Source organism: Leisingera sp. CC-HEC093 (assembly GCF_059429195.1).
Genome location: NZ_JCAIJR010000001.1, coordinates 1,765,285 through 1,779,574, shown reverse-complemented (window position 1 = coordinate 1,779,574; position 14,290 = coordinate 1,765,285). Strand labels below are relative to the sequence as shown.

The following is a 14,290-nucleotide window of genomic DNA, read 5'->3' as shown; positions in this document are numbered from 1 at the left end:
CGAGATACCGCAGAATGCAGGTTCCCATGCCCCTCAGAATGAGCGCCCTTGCCCTGGCCCTGACGTTTTTGGCTTTGCTGCTGTGCACCGCAGCCGCCGTCAGTGCGCAAGGCTATTCGCTGGTGGGCAACCAGTTCTTCCTGCAAAAGGCCTCTGCCCCGATGCCTGGCCCGGCGCCCTCCGCCGCCCCGGCACCGCAGGCAATTGCCAGCCTGCTGCCCGACACCCTGCCCGGCGCCGACCAGGGCCGCGGCGCGGTATCGCTCAATCCCGGTGCGGCCAGCCTGTTCCGCGGCCGCAGCGGCAGCGGGCTGTTTGCCCCGGTCCTGAGGGCGCCGCCCAGCGTCAAACGCCTGCTGGACCTGATCGCCAGCGCCGAGGCCGGCAAAGCCCAGTACGATGCGGTGCAATATGGTGCCAAGCGTAAGCCACCAAGGAAGCCGACAAGCATGACCATCGCTGAAATCACCGCCTGGATCGATGCCACCCCCGGCCAGCCCCATGCCATCGGGCGGTATCAGATGATCCCGGCAACGCTGCGGCGGCTGGTGCGGCACCAGGGCGTGAAACCGCAGGCCCGCTTCACGCCGGAACTGCAGGACCAGCTGGCACACCAGCTGATCGAGGAGGCCGGCTACAGCGCTTTCCTGGCGTCGGAGTTGCCGCGCAAGACCTTCATGCTGAACCTGGCCAAGATCTGGGCCGGGCTGCCGGTCTCCAGCGGCAAGTCCTACTACGAAGGCTACGCCGGCAACAGCGCCAGCCTGACATGGGCCCATTTCAAGGCGGAGATGCAGCGGATATTCCCGGGCTGACTGCTGAATCTCCGGCAATGCCGGCTGCCCGGTCGGGCGTGCGGCCCGGACGCTGCCGGAACAGCGCGTGAACGCGGCAGCGTGACGCCACTGAATACTGGGCGGAAAGGCGCTGTTTCACCATAATACGCCCTTTCGCGGCTCTTCCGGGCTGCTTATAAGGTTTGGAAGGCGGCCCCACCGGGAGTCGCCTAAGGTATAATGGCAGCACTCACAGGATCCCTTCTATATGGCGTTTTTCGGAAACTTGGGCGGTCTGTTCTCCTCGGACATGGCCATCGACCTCGGCACAGCCAACACTCTGGTCTATGTCAAGGGCCGCGGCGTCATCCTGTCCGAACCATCCGTGGTCGCCTACCACGTCAAGGACGGCGTCAAGAAAGTGCTGGCCGTGGGCGAGGACGCCAAGCTGATGCTGGGCCGCACCCCCGGCTCGATCGAGGCGATCCGGCCGATGCGCGAAGGCGTGATTGCCGACTTTGATACCGCCGAGGAGATGATCAAGCACTTCATCCGCAAGGTGCACAAGCGCTCGACCTTCTCCAAGCCCAAGATCATCGTCTGCGTGCCGCATGGTGCCACCCCGGTTGAAAAACGCGCGATCCGCCAGTCGGTGCTGTCTGCAGGCGCCCGCCGCGCCGGCCTGATTGCCGAACCGATTGCCGCCGCCATTGGCGCGGGCATGCCGATCACCGATCCGACCGGAAACATGGTTGTCGACATCGGCGGCGGCACCACCGAGGTGGCAGTCCTGTCGCTGGGCGACATCGTTTATGCCCGCTCTGTCCGCGTCGGAGGCGACCGCATGGACGAGGCGATCATCAGCTACCTGCGCCGCCAGCAGAACCTTCTGGTCGGTGAATCCACGGCGGAGCGCATCAAGACCTCCATCGGAACTGCCCGGATGCCCGACGACGGCCGCGGCCAGTCGATGCAAATCCGCGGCCGCGACCTGCTGAACGGGGTGCCCAAGGAAATCGAGATTTCCCAGGCCCAGGTGGCTGAGGCGCTGGCCGAGCCGGTGCAGCAGATCTGCGAGGCGGTGATGACCGCGCTGGAAACCACCCCGCCGGATCTAGCGGCCGATATCGTCGACCGCGGCGTGATGCTGACCGGCGGCGGCGCGCTGCTGGGCGATCTGGACCTTGCCCTGCGCGAGCAGACCGGCCTGGCCGTGTCAATTGCGGACGAGAGCCTCAACTGCGTGGCCCTAGGAACCGGCAAGGCGCTGGAATACGAAAAGCAGCTGGCCCACGCCATCGACTACGACAGCTAACAGCCCCGGCCCGCCGGAACGGCGCCAGCTGATTTCAGGCTGAAGTGGCGGCTGGAAGGAGAGACGTGGCAAAGGACAAGTCACAGCGCGACGATTACGCAACCCCGCTGCGGCGTCTGCTGACAGCGGTGCTGTGCCTGTGCCTGGCCGCGGTGTTCATTGTCTGGCGGATCGACAGCCCGCGGGTGGAGCGGTTCCGCGCCCAGGTGGTGGATGCGGTGGTGCCCAATATGGAATGGGCGATGGTGCCGGTCACCGCCACTATCAACCTGATCCGCGATTTCCAAAGCTACCAGCGGCTGGCAGAGCAAAACCGCGAGCTGCGCAGCGAATTGCGGCAGATGCGGGCCTGGAAAGAAGCGGCACTGCAGCTGGAGCAGGAAAACGCCCGGCTTCTGGACCTCAACAACGTGCGGCTGGACCCGCAGCTGACCTATATCACCGGGGTGGTGATGGCTGACAGCGGCTCGCCCTTCCGCCAGTCGGTGCTGCTGAACGTGGGCAGCCGCGACGGCGTGCATGACGGCTGGGCCGCCATGGACGGGATCGGGCTGGTGGGCCGGATCTCCGGCACCGGGCGCAACACCGCCAGGGTGATCCTGCTGACCGATGCCGCAAGCGCCGTCCCCGCCATTATCCAACCCTCTGGCCAGACCGCGCTGGTCACCGGCGACAACAGCGCCGCACCAGTGCTGAGCTTTCTGGAAAACCCCGACCTGGTGCGCCCCGGCGACCGGGTGATCTCCTCTGGCGACGGCGCCGTCTTCCCGGCGGGCCTGCTGATCGGCCAGGTGGCCAAGGACCGGTCCGGGCGGATGCGGGTGCGGCTGTCCGCCGACTATGGCCGCTTGGAATTCCTGCGGGTGCTGCGCCATCACGGCACACAGGTGATCCAAGACCCCGGCGGTCTGGTCGGCGCTGCCCCCGGCGACCCGCTGCCGCAGCCGCGGCCTGAAACCCTGGGGGAGGACAGCGCCGAAGACACAGCTGAGGCCGGCAATGGCTAAAACCTCACCCGCCCGGATCTGGACCATGCGCGCGGCCTTTCCTGCAATGGCGCTGTTGGTCATGTTTTTTCACCTGCTCCCGCTGGAGACCGAGCCGCGTTTCTGGGCCCCCCCGGATCTGCTGATGGCGCTGGCCATGGCCTGGAGCCTGCGCCGTCCCGATTATGTGCCTGCGCTGTCGATCGGCCTGGTGATGCTGCTGGCCGACCTGCTGTTTCACCGCCCGCCGGGGCTGCTGGCGCTGCTGACGGTGCTGGGCTGCGGCTTTCTCAAGGGCCGCGCCGCGCCGCACCGCGAGAGCACCTTTGCCAGTGAATGGCTGGCCGTCGCCCTGGTTTTAACCGGGATTGCCACGCTGAACCGGCTGATCCTGAGCCTGTTCGGGGTTGCACAGGCGCAGCTGAGCCTGACCGTGATCCAGGTTGTGATGACCATCGCCGCCTATCCGCTGGCGGTCTGGGCCAGCCAATCTATTCTGAACGTGCGCAAACTGTCCCCTGCTGAGGCTGAAACCCTGGTGAACCGCCGATGAAACGCAATACCAAGGATCTGGATGCCGCGCATGGCAAGATGACCCGGCGGGCACTGTTTCTAGGCGGGCTGCAACTGGCTTTTGCCGGCGGGCTGGCAGCCCGGATGCGCCATCTGCAGGTGGATCAAGCCGATGAATTCCGCCTGCTTGCCGAGGAAAACCGGATCAACATCCGCCTGCTGCCGCCGGCCCGCGGGCAGATATTCGACCGCAACGGCCTGATCATCGCGCAAAACTCACCCTCTTACCGGATCACCGTGGTGCCGGAGGATGCGGGCGACGTGGAGGAGGTGATCGCCAAACTCTCCAACCTGGTTCCGCTGGATCCGGAGGACTTGGAGCGCGCCCGCACCGAGATGCGCCGCTCACCGCCGTTCCTGCCGATCACCCTCGCGGACCGGATCGGGTGGGACGATATCTCCAAGGTGGCTGTGAACGCCCCGGCCCTGCCTGGCGTCACCCCGGAGGTGGGCCTGACGCGGGTCTACCCGCAACTCAGCGATTTCGCCCATGTGGTGGGTTATGTAGGCCCGGTCTCCGACTATGACCTGAGCAAGATGGAAGACCCGGAGCCGGTGCTGATGATTCCGCGCTTCCAGATCGGCAAAGTCGGCTTTGAGGCCAAGCGCGAGGATGTGCTGCGCGGCAAGGCCGGCGCCAAGCGGGTCGAGGTCAACGCCACCGGCCGGGTAATGCGCGAGCTGGACCGCCGCGAGGGTATCTCCGGCGCCGACATGCAGCTGACCATCGACGCCGGGCTGCAGAACTATGTGCAGGCGCGGCTGGGCCGGGAAAGCGCCGCCGCGGTGGTGATCGACTGCGAAGATGGGGACATCCGCGCGATCTGCTCCTCGCCCAGCTTTGACCCCAACCTGTTCGTGCGCGGCATCTCGGTGGCAGACTACCGGATGCTGACAGAGGACAATTACCGCCCCCTGTCCAACAAGACGGTGCAAGGCACCTACCCGCCCGGCTCCACCTTCAAGATGATCACGGCGCTGGCGGCGCTGGAAAATGGTGTCGTCGGGCCGGAGGAAACCGTCTGGTGCCCCGGCCACCTGAAGGTTGCGGGCCGCCGGTTCCACTGCTGGAAACGGGCTGGTCATGGGCATGTGGATTTGAACACCTCGCTGAAGCGCTCCTGCGACGTCTACTACTATGACGTGGCCATCAAAACCGGCATCGACAACATATCCGAGATGGCCAACAAGTTCGGTCTGGGCATCAAGCATGAGCTGCCGATGTCCGCTGTGGCGCAGGGGATCACCCCGACCAAGGCGTGGAAGGCCAGTTCCTATGGCAAGGACTGGCTGATCGGCGATACCGCAAATGCCTCGATCGGGCAGGGCTACATGCTGGCCTCGCCCCTGCAGCTGGCTGTGATGTCAGCGCGGATTGCCACCGGCCGCAGCGTGACGCCGCGGCTGCTGAAATCGCTGGACGGCATCGAGCAGCCGAGCGGCGCAGGCGAGCCCCTTGGGGTCAGCGAGAACAGCCTGCGCATGGTGCGGCGCGGCATGCATTCGGTCAGCAATGACCGCCGCGGCACCGCCTACCGCTCCCGTATTATCGGCGATGGCCTGCAGATGGCCGGCAAGACCGGCACCAGCCAGGTCCGCAACATCACAGCCGCCGAACGCGCAGCCGGGGTGATCCGCAACGAAGACCTGCCGTGGGAGCGGCGGGACCATGCGCTGTTTGTCTGCTTTGCGCCCTATGACAAACCGAAATACGCGGTGGCCGTGGTGGTCGAACATGGCGGCGGCGGCTCCAAGGCGGCTGCGCCGGTGGCCCGCGACGTGCTGCTGCAGGCGCTTTATGACGGCACCCCGCCGCTGGAGGCCTACCCCAAGGCCGACCGCAGCCGCATCAAGGCGCAGCAGGAGCGGCTGGAGCGCGAACGCGTCAAGCGCCCGCTGGGCAGCAGGAGCAGCCGGGCATGAGCTATCTCGAGTACCACGCCAAATCGACTCCCACCGGCCTGCGCAAGATCCTGCATCTGAACTGGGGGCTGACGCTGCTCTTGATCACCGTTTCCAGCGTCGGCTTCCTGATGCTCTATTCGGTGGCGGGCGGATCGTTCAGCCCCTGGGTGGAACCGCAGGTCAAACGCTTTGCCCTGGGGCTGGGCGTGATGTTCGTGGTGGCGATGATCCCGATCTGGTTCTGGCGCAACATTTCGGTGGTGGCCTACCTGGGGTCGCTGGCGCTGCTGGTCGCGGTGGAGCTGTTCGGCACAGTCGGTATGGGTGCGCAGCGCTGGATCGACATCGGCTTCATGCGGCTGCAGCCCTCAGAAGTGACCAAGATCGCGCTGGTGATGCTGCTGGCCGCCTATTACGACTGGCTGCCAGCCGAGAAAACCTCCCGCCCCTTATGGGTGCTGCTGCCGGTCGCGCTGATCCTCATCCCCACCGCACTGGTTCTGAAACAGCCGGATCTCGGCACCTCAATCCTGCTGATGGCCGCAGGCGGCGGCGTGATGTTCCTGGCGGGCGTACACTGGGCCTATTTCGTGGCAGTGATTGCCGCCGGCGTGGGGCTGGTGAGCACAGTTTTCCAAAGCCGCGGCACCGAGTGGCAGTTGCTCAAGGACTATCAGTTCCGCCGCATCGACACCTTCCTGGACCCCTCGCAGGATCCCTTGGGCGCGGGCTATCACATCACCCAGTCCAAGATCGCGCTGGGGTCCGGCGGCTGGTCCGGGCGGGGGTTCATGCAAGGCACGCAATCGAGGCTGAACTTTCTGCCGGAAAAACACACCGACTTCATCTTCACCACCCTGGCAGAGGAATTCGGGTTTATCGGCGGTGTAACCCTGTTGTCCATCTACATGCTGATCATAGTGTTCTGCATCGCCTCCGCCATTGCCGCCAAGGACCGGTTTTCCTCGCTTGTGATAATGGGTATTGCCATCACCTTCTTCCTGTTCTTTGCAGTAAACATGTCGATGGTGATGGGGCTGGCCCCGGTGGTGGGCGTGCCGTTGCCGATGGTCTCTTACGGCGGCTCGGCGATGCTGGTGCTGCTGGGCGCCTTCGGCATCGTGCAAAGCGCCCATATCCACCGCCCGCGCCAAGCCGCACGCTGACATTTGAGGGAGTATCCATGACCGCCAATGTCCTGTTTGCAGGCCGCGCCGATAGCTGGCCCGTCTATGAGCCGCTGTTGAAGGCAGAACTTGACCGGCTGAACGTGGATGCCGATTTGCGTTCTGAATTTCCGCCGGAAGGAGTGGATTACATTGTCTACGCCCCTAGCGGACCGGTCAGCGATTTCACCCCCTTCACCCGCCTGAAGGCAGTGCTGAGCCTGTGGGCAGGTGTCGAAAAAATCGTGCCTGTCGTGCCCGCCGGATTGCCGCTCACCCGGATGGTGGACAGCGGTCTGGAACAGGGCATGACCGAATGGGTTGCTGGCCACACCCTGCGCTATCACCTGGGGATGGATGCGCATATCCTCGGTCAGAATGGGCGCTGGGAGCCCAAGGCTCCGCCGCTGGCGAAGGACCGCTGCGTGACTGTGCTGGGGCTAGGTGCGCTGGGAACCGCCTCAGCCAAAGCCTTGGCAGCACTCGGGTTCCAAGTCTCCGGTTGGAGCAGGATCCAAAAGGACGTTGCGGGTATAACCTGCCTGTCCGGAGCGGATGGGTTGAGGGCGGCGCTGCGACAGGCGGAGATCGTCGTTCTGCTGCTGCCGGATACGCCCGCCACTGAAAACACCCTGAACGCGGATACCCTGGCGCTGCTGCCCAGGGGGGCCAAGATCATCAACCCGGGCCGCGGACCGCTGATTGATGACGCGGCACTGCTGGCCGCGCTGGATAGCGGCCAGGTGGGCCATGCGACGCTGGATGTGTTCCGCATTGAGCCGCTGCCGCCGGCGCACCCCTATTGGGCGCATCCCAATGTGACGGTGACGCCGCATATCGCTTCGGAAACCCGTGAAAGCACCGCAGCAGAAGTTATCGCCGAAAACATCCGCCGCGCCGAGGCAGGCGAGCCGCTCTTGCATCTGGTCGACCGCGGCCTAGGCTACTGAACGGAAAAGAGCGGACTGACGCCCGCTCTTTCATCTTTCCCCAAATACTCATGCCCCACTTCCCAGCAAGCAGCTCTGCCGCCGGAAGGAGACGAAGTGCCCGCGAGGACGCTTTGCTTACTCCGCGGCCAGACCGCGCCCTTTCAGCAGAGCATCCACGCCCGGAAGCCGCCCGCGGAAAGCAGTATAAAGCTCTGCAGGATCTGCAGATCCGCCAGTAGAAAGAATATGCTCCTCCAGTGCCTTGGCGCGTTCGGCGTCAAAAGCCCCGCCCGCTTCCTCAAATGCGGCAAAGGCATCGGCATCCATCACTTCCGACCACATGTAGCTGTAGTAACCCGAGGAATAACCGTTGCCCGAAAACACATGCGCGAAATGCGGCGTGGCGTGGCGCATGATGATCGCCCGCGGCATACCGATTTCCTCAAGCACCTTGGCCTGCATGGCCATCGGGTCGGAGGGCGCGGCCCCATCATGGAAAGCGAGGTCGACAAGCGCTGACGCAACATATTCCACCGTTTGGAAGCCCATGTCGAAGTTGGCCGCGCCCAGCACCTTCTTCAGCATCTCCTGCGGCATCGGCGCACCGGTTTCGGCATGGGTGGCAAATTCCTGCAGCACCTCCGGCACTTCCAGCCAGTGTTCATACAGTTGGCTGGGCAGTTCCACGAAATCGCGCGCCACCGAGGTGCCCGAGATGCTCTCGTAGGTCACATTGGACAGCATCTGGTGCAGCGCGTGGCCGAACTCATGGAACAGGGTGCGGGCGTCGTCCCAGGACAGAAGTGCCGGATCGCCCTTGGCAAAGTTGCACACATTGATCACCACCGGCGCCTGCACGTCCGGGAACTTGGCCTGCTGCCGCATGGCAGAGCACCAAGCGCCGGAGCGTTTGGAGCCGCGCGCAAAATAGTCGCCGATGAAGACCGCCACATGCTGCCCATTCCGGGTCACCTCCCACGCGCGGCAGTCAGGGTGGTAAAGCGGCACGTCCAGCGGCGCAAACTCCAGCCCGAACAGGCGGTTGGCGCAGGCAAAGGATGCCTCGATCATCCGGTCCAGCTGCAGATAGGGCTTCAGCGCAGCCTCATCCAGGTCATGCTCGGCCTTGCGGCGCTTTTCGGCGTAGTAGCGCCAGTCCCAGGGTTCCAGATCGCCGTTGATGCCGTCCGCCTGCATCATCGCGGTCAGCACCTGCGTGTCCTGATCGGCGCGGGATTTGGCCGCATCCCAGACCTCCATCAGCAGCCCGCGCACGGCCTCCGGCGTTTTGGCCATTTCGGTTTCCAGCTTGTAGGCGGCGAAGTTTTCATAACCCAGGAGCTGCGCGCGTTCTTCGCGCAGTTTCAGGATCTCAGCGGCGATGGCGCGGTTATCGGTCTCACCGCCATTGGCGCCGCGGGCGGCCCAGGCGTTGAAGGCTTTTTCGCGCAGGTCGCGGCGCGGCGAGAATTGCAGGAACGGCGTGATCAGCGAACGGGACAGGGTAACAACCGGGCCATCCGTGCCTTTCTCTTCGCCAGCCGCACGGGCCGCCTTGACCACAAAATCCGGCAGCCCCTCCAGATCGTCCTCCGACAGCTCCAGGAACCAGCTGCGCTCATCCGCCAGCAGGTTTTGGGTGAACTGGGTGCCCAAGGTGGCCAGCCGCCCCTTGATCTCTTGCATCCGGGTATCGGCTTCGCCTTCCAGCGCTGCCCCGCCGCGAACAAAGCCGCGGTGGGTCAGCATCAGCACCCGCTGCTGTTCATCCGTCAGATCCAGTTTTTCCCGCTGATCCCACACCGCCTTGATGCGCGCATACAGCGCCTTGTTGGCAGTGATGGCTGAGAAATGCGCGGCAAGTTTCGGGGAAAACTCGCGCTGCAGCTCCTCCCGCTTGGGATTGCTGTCGGCCCCCGCAACAGTGAAGAACACACCCAGCACCTGCTCCAACTCGCGGCAAGGGGTTTCCAGCGCCTCAATCACATTGGCAAAGGCGGGCGGCTCGGAACTGGTTGCGATGGCGTTGATCTGTTCCTTGTGCGCCGCCAGCGCCTGCTCTAGCGCGGGGGCAAAATCGTCATCGGAAATGCTGTGGAACGGGGCAATTTCAAACGGCGTGTCCCAGCGGGACAGAAGCGGATTGGGCATATGAGGGGTCTCCTTTGCAGGCGACGCTAGCGGGAAAGCCGGGGAGCCGCAATTGACCTTTCCATGCACCGAGCCCACGGCTCAGCCGCCTGCCCCGTCTCCCTCGGTCAGTTCTGCCGGGACGATGCGCACCGGCACATCCGCGACATTCGCCGCCCGGGCAATGCGCCACTCGAACCGGCCCATTTTGCCATCGGTGTCGATCAGCACCACAACAGGCTCTTTGCCGGTGACCTCTGCCGCGAACAGCGCCTGCTGGATGCTGTCGAGGCTGCTGCGCTTGTCGAGCCCGAACTCGATGACCCTGTTCCCGTTCTCGCAATCGGTGCGGATCGACGCGGCACCGCCGGGATAGGTGAAATCATGCACCCGTTCCGGCTGGCCGCCGAACAGGGCACCGCACAGCAGGGCAATGTAATAGGCTTCATTCACTGGCCGGGGTCAGCTTTGCGCTTTGCCGCCGCAGGCCGGGCAATCTGCCCGCCGGGACAGGCGGATCTTGCGGGTTTCACCGTACAGCCCGTCATAGATCAGCATCTCACCCCGCAGCACCGCACCGGCACCGGTGATCTGCTTGACCGCCTCCACCGCCATCATCGATCCGACCACGCCGGGCAGCGGGCCGACCACCCCGGCCTCGGAACAGCTGGGCGCAAGGCCAGCAGCCGGGGCCTCGGGAAAGATGCACTGATAGCAAGGGCCGCCTTGGGCCGGGTGGAACACACTCAGCTGGCCCTCCCACTGCGACAGCGCGCCGGAAATCAGCGGCTTGCCCAGCGCCACCGCGGCGCGGTTGGCCAGATAGCGGGTTTCGAAATTGTCCGTTCCGTCGAGGATCAGGTCATATTCGGCAAACAGCTCCGCCGCGACTTCCGCTGTCAGGCGGCGGTTGTAGGGGCGCACCGCCACATTGGGGTTCTGCGCCTGCATCGCGGCCTGGGCTGAGAACACCTTGGGCTTGCCGATGTCCTTATCCTGGTGGATCACCTGGCGCTGCAGGTTGGCATTGTCGACCACGTCGTCGTCAATCACCCCGATTGTGCCAACACCGGCGGCAGCCAGATACTGCAGCGCGGGCGCACCCAGCCCGCCGGCACCGATCACCAGCACCTTGGCCTGCTTCAGCTTCTTCTGCCCCGGCCCGCCCAGTTCCCGCAGAACAATATGGCGGGCATAGCGGTCAAGCTCGCTTTCGGTGAAGGTGCTGGCGGGCTGGTTCATTTCTGGTTCCTGGGGCTGGGCGCGGGTTTTCAGGGCGGCCACGATACGCGCATAGAAACCAGCCACAAGGGCAAAGCCGCCCAGCAGCAGCCAGGGGGCTGCCGAGCCGCCAGTGCCCTCGCGCAGGGGATGCCCGTCCGGCAGGGTCAGCTGCACTGCCAGCACAGCGGTGAACAGAACGGCCAGCAGGCCAATACGCAGATTGCGCGGCAGGCCCAGGAACCGCCCGCCCCACCAGATCAGCGCTGCAAGAATGAGAATGCGCAGCATCAGCCGCGCCCGGTGGAGCCGAAGCCGCCTGCGCCGCGCTCAGTCCCGGCAAGCGTATCCGCAACTTCCATTCCTGCTTCTTCAACCATGTATACAAGATGATCGAAAGCTATGCCCACCTCTCCATGTTCAAGACAGTCATAAACAATCTTGTCGCCGTCCTTCAGATTTACCTGGTCCAAAGCGCTGCCCGGTTCCGGCTCACCCAAGAGCTTGGCAAACTCCAAATCCACCAACGATTGGATGTCAGGGGTCATCATTCTGATCATCGATACGAGTTCATTCATCGTGCGTCTTTACTCGGATCACTGCCGCAGTGATAGACCCACAACGCACTCAAGCCGACCAATCCGCGATTTCTGCCTGATGATCCCGCAAGGCTTATCACCCCTACGATATTTGAGGTCTCCGGGCTGCTAAGTCTTGCTCTTGTTGTGTCATGCAGTGACGTTTCTGCTTTGCAAACCGAGTGACATTTCTGAATGGCGTTAACAATTGCACCTGCCGTATTGCGTCTTAGGGTCAGGACCCATTGATTTCCGGTGGGTGGCGTGATTCACAGTTCGAAAAATGAGCGGTGATATGTCTGATCTTTTCTGGCTGACGGACGCGCAGATGGCCCGTCTTGAGCCTTATTTTCCGAAGTCCCACGGTAAGCCGCGTGTTGATGACCGGCGTGTTCTGAGCGGAATTATCTTCATCAATCGCAATGGTTTGCGCTGGCGTGATGCGCCCAAAAATTACGGCCCGCACAAGACCTTGTACAATCGTTGGAAGCGGTGGAGCGACAAAGGCATCTTTGCCCAGATGATGGCCGGTCTGGCTGCTGATCACGGTGAGGAAAAGACTGTGATGATCGACGCAACTTACCTGAAAGCACACCGTACGGCCTCCAGTCTTGGGGTTAAAAAGGGGGGCGTGGGCGCCTGATCGGGCGCACTAAGGGCGGCATGAACACTAAGCTGCACGCAATCTGTGACAGCCAGGGGCGTCCACTGAACCTGTTCGTGACTGCCGGACAGGTCAGTGATTACACCGGTGCAAAGGCGCTGCTGAGTGGCCTGCCTGACGTCCAATGGCTTCTCGGAGATCGCGGGTATGATGCCGATTGGTTTAGAGAAGCTTTGAAAGACAAAGGGATACGCGCCTGCATCCCCGGTCGAAAGCAGCGCAAGAAAGCCATCAGATACGACAAACGCCGATATAAGCGGCGCAACCCGATATGATCGCTGCCCCAAGGTCTTCCGCCCGGCCATCGTTCTTGCCGCACTCGTCATCTACTGGCTTTGAAACTCAATGTGTCCTGGGCCTAGGCGCCACTAGGCCCATTGACCTCACCTGTTATGTCGATCTGGCAGTTCGGTGGGGGGGAACCGAGGTAAAATAAGTTGGCCTGCTGGCATGGCAGACCATAATCGCCAGTACCTTGGGTCTCGGAAAATACGTTTATTGCGGTCTGCCCTTTTCCTATCGGTGCGTTCGCGCCCGTGTCTCATCCAGCACCAGCCGCGCACGATCCAGCTGATGCCGCGGGGTTTGCAAGATCTTCAACATGGCGGGGTCTTCTGCTGGCGAGCGGCCCAGAAACACGCTTGCCAAAGAAATATCCGCGACAGCTTTTTCCAATTTGATATCAAAATTATTGGCCGTATTGATCAGGCGTATCAGCAAGTCGCTTCTCTGCACTTCCGACAACTCTTGAAACGATTTCTCTTGTTCGCCCAAGTAAGCACCGAGACGGCGCAAGAACTGGCGCTTTTTCTCGACTGCGAAGATCTCACGCTCAAAAGAGCCCAGTTCGAAAGGAGCGTTGGGCCCTCTGGCTCTGTCCTCGGGGCCGGGCTTGCAGATCGTCAGTGCCCTGTCTTCGAGGCTCGGCATCAGGATTGAAAGCTGATGCTGCGTGTTGATATGAAACCAGCGCTGGCGCCGTTCGTGATTTTGCAGAACCGACAGGAAACATGGTTTGGCATAAGTCGCCTCCCAAAAACGGAAGTAGTACCATCTTCCCTGATCATCCCGTAGCCTGCTCCAGCGCATCCGCTGCCCGGCAGGCGCATGCGCAGCATGCTGCCGTGAGGGGAGAACGAACCCGGCATGGGCCGAAGTGCCGACAAACCAGCCGGCGATCTTGCGGGCATGTGTCCTGTGTGATGCCGCGTGCTATCAGGATGTTCCGGTCGACCCGAACCCGCCCGAGCCGCGCCCGGTGCTGGAAAGCTCCTCGACAATCACAGTGGCGTAACGCCGGACGTCTGCAATCACCGCTTGGGCAATCCGGTCGCCGTGGTTGATGGTGTAGGGCTTCTGTCCGAGATAATAGAGTCCCACCATCACGCAGCCGCGGAAGTCCTCGTCCACCGTGCCCGGGCTGTTCGGGATGATGAAGCCGTTCTTGAGGGCGAGGCCCGAACGAGGCCGGACCTGCATCTCCGTACCGGGCGGCAGTTCGACGCAAAAGCCGGTGGAGATCATCTTCAGATCTCCATGCCCGAAGGTGATCGGACCGTCCGGAAGAAAGGCACGAAAATCCATTCCCGCAGCACCATCCGTGGCATAGGCAGGCACAGGCAAGTCGTGGTTACCGTCGACGCGTTTGAATTTGATTTCAGTCATCCGTGTTCTTCCTTTTGTTGATCCCGGCGACGGTCGGGTCGACGCTGGACATGGCGGCGATTTGCCTGCAGACCCCAACCATGTTCACCACCCCGTTGTTATGAGGGCAGGTGCCATGTTTCAGCGCCAGCCCGGAGCGCGGCCGGGTCTGCAACTTATAGCCCGCTGGGATCCCGATCCGCAGCCCGGCCGGCACCAGCGCCCGCTCGCCGGCTGCAGCACCAAGCAGCCGCGGTCCGGCAGGTTGGCACGCGCGCCGCCCCCCGCCGCGCCGGCGGTTTCATAGGACGGCAGCGGCACATCCCGGTCCGCACCCTCGTCATGGATCACACGGATCGCGCCCCCCGCTCCACCTTCATCTTTCCAAAAATACTCAATT

13 protein-coding genes and 2 pseudogenes are annotated in these 14,290 nt (G+C 63.2%); 8 read left to right on the top strand and 7 right to left on the bottom strand.

What is annotated here, in order from left to right; all coding sequences use genetic code 11:
• Positions 1 to 38: 38 nt before the first annotated feature.
• The 7 genes from AC5STB_RS08555 to AC5STB_RS08525 all read left to right on the top strand — a co-directional run bounded on the left by AC5STB_RS08555 (position 39) and on the right by AC5STB_RS08525 (position 7,671).
• Entirely contained in the window at positions 39 to 815 is a 777-nt protein-coding gene (locus tag AC5STB_RS08555; RefSeq protein ID WP_495442511.1) for a lysozyme family protein, read from the top strand.
• A gap of 229 nt (positions 816 to 1,044) precedes the next feature.
• Positions 1,045 to 2,091 carry a rod shape-determining protein gene (locus AC5STB_RS08550; RefSeq protein ID WP_483554449.1) on the top strand — a complete coding sequence of 349 codons (1,047 nt, stop codon included), beginning with the start codon at positions 1,045 to 1,047 and terminating at the stop codon, positions 2,089 to 2,091.
• A gap of 65 nt (positions 2,092 to 2,156) precedes the next feature.
• Positions 2,157 to 3,098, top strand: coding sequence for a rod shape-determining protein MreC (mreC, locus tag AC5STB_RS08545; RefSeq protein WP_495442510.1), 942 nt, complete (start codon positions 2,157 to 2,159; stop codon positions 3,096 to 3,098).
• Entirely contained in the window at positions 3,091 to 3,630 is a 540-nt protein-coding gene (locus tag AC5STB_RS08540; protein WP_495442509.1) for a rod shape-determining protein MreD, read from the top strand. The genes mreC and AC5STB_RS08540 overlap by 8 nt, the downstream gene beginning before the upstream one ends.
• A complete protein-coding gene (gene mrdA / locus AC5STB_RS08535; RefSeq protein ID WP_495442508.1) occupies positions 3,627 to 5,573 on the top strand; it encodes a penicillin-binding protein 2 in 1,947 nt (648 codons plus the stop codon). Before AC5STB_RS08540 ends, mrdA begins: the two co-directional genes overlap by 4 nt.
• Positions 5,570 to 6,721 carry a rod shape-determining protein RodA gene (gene rodA / locus AC5STB_RS08530; protein ID WP_495442507.1) on the top strand — a complete coding sequence of 384 codons (1,152 nt, stop codon included), beginning with the start codon at positions 5,570 to 5,572 and terminating at the stop codon, positions 6,719 to 6,721. Before mrdA ends, rodA begins: the two co-directional genes overlap by 4 nt.
• A 17-nt stretch (positions 6,722 to 6,738) precedes the next feature.
• Entirely contained in the window at positions 6,739 to 7,671 is a 933-nt protein-coding gene (locus tag AC5STB_RS08525) for a 2-hydroxyacid dehydrogenase (RefSeq protein ID WP_495442506.1), read from the top strand.
• A 117-nt stretch (positions 7,672 to 7,788) separates the two neighbouring features.
• Here the strand turns inward: AC5STB_RS08525 and AC5STB_RS08520 are convergent, their stop codons facing one another.
• From AC5STB_RS08520 to AC5STB_RS08505, 4 genes are all read right to left on the bottom strand, one after another.
• On the bottom strand, positions 7,789 to 9,804 hold the full coding sequence (locus AC5STB_RS08520; RefSeq protein WP_495442505.1) for a M3 family metallopeptidase: 2,016 nt from the start codon (positions 9,802 to 9,804) through the stop codon (positions 7,789 to 7,791).
• An 81-nt stretch (positions 9,805 to 9,885) separates the two neighbouring features.
• Entirely contained in the window at positions 9,886 to 10,236 is a 351-nt protein-coding gene (locus tag AC5STB_RS08515; protein WP_495442504.1) for a hypothetical protein, read from the bottom strand.
• 9 nt (positions 10,237 to 10,245) lie between these two features.
• The gene (locus tag AC5STB_RS08510; protein WP_495442503.1) at positions 10,246 to 11,295 is read right to left on the bottom strand and encodes a HesA/MoeB/ThiF family protein; all 1,050 of its coding nucleotides are present in this window, start codon (positions 11,293 to 11,295) and stop codon (positions 10,246 to 10,248) included.
• Positions 11,295 to 11,582, bottom strand: coding sequence for a hypothetical protein (locus AC5STB_RS08505; RefSeq protein WP_495442502.1), 288 nt, complete (start codon positions 11,580 to 11,582; stop codon positions 11,295 to 11,297). Before AC5STB_RS08505 ends, AC5STB_RS08510 begins: the two co-directional genes overlap by 1 nt.
• 295 nt (positions 11,583 to 11,877) lie before the next feature.
• Between AC5STB_RS08505 and AC5STB_RS08500 the strand changes: the two are divergent.
• Positions 11,878 to 12,585 (top strand): annotated as a pseudogene (locus AC5STB_RS08500) (IS5 family transposase).
• 177 nt (positions 12,586 to 12,762) lie between these two features.
• Here AC5STB_RS08500 and AC5STB_RS08495 read toward each other — a convergent pair.
• The 3 genes and pseudogenes from AC5STB_RS08495 to AC5STB_RS08485 all read right to left on the bottom strand — a co-directional run.
• On the bottom strand, positions 12,763 to 13,335 hold the full coding sequence (locus tag AC5STB_RS08495; protein ID WP_495442501.1) for a hypothetical protein: 573 nt from the start codon (positions 13,333 to 13,335) through the stop codon (positions 12,763 to 12,765).
• A 126-nt stretch (positions 13,336 to 13,461) separates the two neighbouring features.
• Positions 13,462 to 13,911, bottom strand: a complete 450-nt coding sequence (gene dut, locus AC5STB_RS08490) for a dUTP diphosphatase (protein WP_495442500.1) — start codon at positions 13,909 to 13,911, stop codon at positions 13,462 to 13,464.
• A gap of 82 nt (positions 13,912 to 13,993) precedes the next feature.
• Positions 13,994 to 14,241 (bottom strand): annotated as a pseudogene (locus AC5STB_RS08485) (dCTP deaminase/dUTPase family protein); the annotation flags it as partial.
• Positions 14,242 to 14,290 lie beyond the last annotated feature (49 nt).

Bases quoted from the DNA above. Each gene is read 5' to 3' on its own strand.
- AC5STB_RS08555 (WP_495442511.1), top strand. From the start codon at position 39: ATGAGCGCCCTTGCCCTGGCCCTGACGTTTTTGGCTTTGCTGCTGTGC.
- AC5STB_RS08550 (WP_483554449.1), top strand. From the start codon at position 1,045: ATGGCGTTTTTCGGAAACTTGGGCGGTCTGTTCTCCTCGGACATGGCC.
- AC5STB_RS08540 (WP_495442509.1), top strand. From the start codon at position 3,091: ATGGCTAAAACCTCACCCGCCCGGATCTGGACCATGCGCGCGGCCTTT.
- mrdA (WP_495442508.1), top strand. From the start codon at position 3,627: ATGAAACGCAATACCAAGGATCTGGATGCCGCGCATGGCAAGATGACC.
- rodA (WP_495442507.1), top strand. From the start codon at position 5,570: ATGAGCTATCTCGAGTACCACGCCAAATCGACTCCCACCGGCCTGCGC.
- AC5STB_RS08525 (WP_495442506.1), top strand. From the start codon at position 6,739: ATGACCGCCAATGTCCTGTTTGCAGGCCGCGCCGATAGCTGGCCCGTC.
- AC5STB_RS08520 (WP_495442505.1), bottom strand. From the start codon at position 9,804: ATGCCCAATCCGCTTCTGTCCCGCTGGGACACGCCGTTTGAAATTGCC.
- AC5STB_RS08510 (WP_495442503.1), bottom strand. From the start codon at position 11,295: ATGCTGCGCATTCTCATTCTTGCAGCGCTGATCTGGTGGGGCGGGCGG.
- AC5STB_RS08505 (WP_495442502.1), bottom strand. From the start codon at position 11,582: ATGAATGAACTCGTATCGATGATCAGAATGATGACCCCTGACATCCAA.
- AC5STB_RS08495 (WP_495442501.1), bottom strand. From the start codon at position 13,335: ATGCGCTGGAGCAGGCTACGGGATGATCAGGGAAGATGGTACTACTTC.
- dut (WP_495442500.1), bottom strand. From the start codon at position 13,911: ATGACTGAAATCAAATTCAAACGCGTCGACGGTAACCACGACTTGCCT.